This is a genomic window from Nonomuraea lactucae (genome assembly GCF_003313395.1).
GTDB classification, from domain to species: Bacteria; Actinomycetota; Actinomycetes; order Streptosporangiales; family Streptosporangiaceae; genus Nonomuraea; species Nonomuraea lactucae.
Genome location: NZ_QNFZ01000616.1, coordinates 1 through 2,366, shown reverse-complemented (window position 1 = coordinate 2,366; position 2,366 = coordinate 1). Strand labels below are relative to the sequence as shown.

Genomic DNA, 2,366 nt, shown 5'->3' with positions numbered 1-2,366 from the left:
GCCGCACGGCGGGTGGCATCACGGGCCGCCCACCCAGCCGCCGTTCCCGCACGCCGGCAAGGACCCCGCCTATCCGACCGGCCCGACCGTCCGGTCACGTCAGGGCGGCCGGGGGAGCCGGACGCTCACGATCGCCGGGGTGGCCGCCGTGGCGGCGGTCGCCGCCGTGGCCCTGGTGGTGATCCCCCGGCTCCAGGGCGGCACCGACACGGCCGGTCCCGGGCGGACCGTGGCCGGCACCGCGGACCCGGAGCCGAGCGCAACGGAGTCGAGCGCAACCGAGCCGAGCGCAACCGAGGCGTCCGAGGAGCCTGAGGAGTCCCCCGCGAACCTGCTGACCCCCGACGGCATCCGCCATGTGGTCAGCGCCCTGGAGAAGGCGTCCGGTGGCACCGAGTTCACCAGGTTCGTCGTGTACGAGGAGCACGCGATGGCGGAGGCTCCCGTCAAGGGCAAGCGCAACCTGTACGACCGCTACAGCTACCGCGACGGGCAGGTGACGCGCAGCACGGGAGGCACGCTGACGACGGGCCAGAAGGCGGCCAGGCTGAGGTCCTTCGACTGGGACGTGCTCCCGAGCGTGCAGCGGGCCGCGGAGAAGCGGCTCGGAATCGACAAGCCGACCATGCGCTACGTGATCGCCGAGGGGGCCTGGACGTTCGCGGACGACAAGCCGGTCATCCTCTACTACCTCGGCGACGAGTACGGCGCCGCCTACCTCGCGGCCGACCTGGAGGGCAAGGTGCTCAGGGTGTACGCGCGGGAGGGATGAGCGGAGGGGAACCCTCGGTGGGAGGCGCCCGGGATCAGCGGCCGAAGCGCCAGCCTGGCGGGAAGATGAGCGCGCGCAGGCCGTGGCCCTCCAGCTTGCTCGCCCATTCCTCCGGCGTGGTCATGATCTCGCCGTCGCCGTCGAGCGCGCTCTTGACCGGCGTGTAGCCGAAGCCCGAGCCGAACAGGCGCGCCGTGAGCTCGCTCCCGCGGGTCGCGGGCCCGCGCAGGCCGAGCTTGGCGAGGTCGTAGCCGAGGATGTAGCCGGTGTTGCCGGCCACGATCTTGCCGAACTCCTCGGCGTTGTCGCGGGGGGAGCCGAGCGGCAGGCCGTAGGCGGCGTCGACCGACCTGTCGATCGCGAGGGCGCCCCCCGCGTAGGCTGCGCCGTCGATGACGGCGTAGTTGAGCGTGGTCAGGAGGTACTTCGGGAAGGCCATCTGCATGATGCGGGCGGCGCTCATGGCGAAGGCGCTCTTCAGCGCCTGGGCGGTCCGCACCAGCCTGGCGAGCTGGACGGCGGCCATGGCCTGCGCCACGCCGTACAGGGCGGAGGTCAGCGGCTGGAAGGCGACCAGCCACAGGAGCTGCAGGATGGCCTTGTCCAGCTCGGCGAAGCGCCGGTTGACGTCCTCCACCAGCCGGGCGTAGGCGTCGCAGCCGGCCGCGATCACCCGGCAGTCGCGGGCGAGCGCGCCGGGGACGGCCATGATGCGCATGATGTAGAGCTTGGCGAAGGCGTCGACCGCCTCGCCGCCGTTGTTCCGCCACACGGAGGAGGCGGCCTCGTCGGCCCGGCCGGCGATGCCACCGCGCGTGCGGAGGGAGGGGTGGCCGCCTGGCCCGGCCTCGCCCGCCTGGCCTTCGCCGCCGTCCAGGTCGTCCGCCAGCCTGCGGAACGCGTCCGCGGCCTTGCGCAGCTCGTCCACCGGGATCTCCGGCGCGGTCACGCCGGCGTAGACGCGCAGGCAGACGAGCGTGCCGCCGCCCGCCGCCATCAGCGTCATGAGCAGGGCGGGCGGGGAGAGCGCGGGCAGTGCCATCAGCGTGCCTCTTCGTCCGGCCACGTGTAGACGGGGATGTCCTCGACCGTGATGTCGTCGGCCACGCCCCAGTCGATGACCCGCACGTTGCGCTGCATGGTGACGAGCCCGTCGGCGATGTCCTCGTAGACCTGGCCGAACTGTCCGATCAGCCGCAGCATCTCGTTCCGCTTGGGCCCGTACCATTCGACGAAGGCCCGGTCCACCTCCTCGTCGGCGGGCCAGCCGCCCAGCGCGCCGAGGGCCTCGCCGGCCCGCTCGACCGCCTGCCGCACGGCGGCCGCCACGTCGTCGAACGCGGGCGCCGCGTGCTTCCTGAGGTGATCGTGGTTGATCTCCATCGGTGGCTGCGACGGGTCAGGAGCCGGCTCCCCCACGCATCACCTCCGGCGCCAGAGATGGGGTGATCATGCGGAAATGCTCACAGTGGTACGTAACGAGCAGCGTAAGCTCGCGTTACGATCTCGTTCAGCATTCGATGACGTTGACGGCCAGGCCGCCGCGTGAGGTCTCCTTGTACTTGTCGAGCATGTCGCGGCCGGTGTCGCGCAT

2 protein-coding genes and 1 pseudogene are annotated in these 2,366 nt (G+C 72.0%); 1 reads left to right on the top strand and 2 read right to left on the bottom strand.

The window, feature by feature from the left end; all coding sequences use genetic code 11:
- Window positions 1-772 (top strand): annotated as a pseudogene (locus DQW85_RS24305) (hypothetical protein); the annotation flags it as partial.
- Window positions 773-806: 34 nt separating this feature from the next.
- On the opposite strand, the gene DQW85_RS24300 reads toward DQW85_RS24305, so the two are convergent.
- Together DQW85_RS24300 and DQW85_RS24295 are read right to left on the bottom strand one after the other, a co-directional pair.
- Complete coding sequence (locus DQW85_RS24300; RefSeq protein ID WP_162795325.1) at window positions 807-1,838, bottom strand: hypothetical protein; 1,032 nt, start codon at window positions 1,836-1,838, stop codon at window positions 807-809.
- Entirely contained in the window at window positions 1,814-2,155 is a 342-nt protein-coding gene (locus DQW85_RS24295; protein WP_113702345.1) for a hypothetical protein, read from the bottom strand. The genes DQW85_RS24300 and DQW85_RS24295 overlap by 25 nt, the downstream gene beginning before the upstream one ends.
- Between the last annotated feature and the right edge of the window lie 211 nt (window positions 2,156-2,366).

Bases quoted from the DNA above. Each gene is read 5' to 3' on its own strand.
- DQW85_RS24295 (WP_113702345.1), bottom strand. From the start codon at position 2,155: ATGGAGATCAACCACGATCACCTCAGGAAGCACGCGGCGCCCGCGTTC.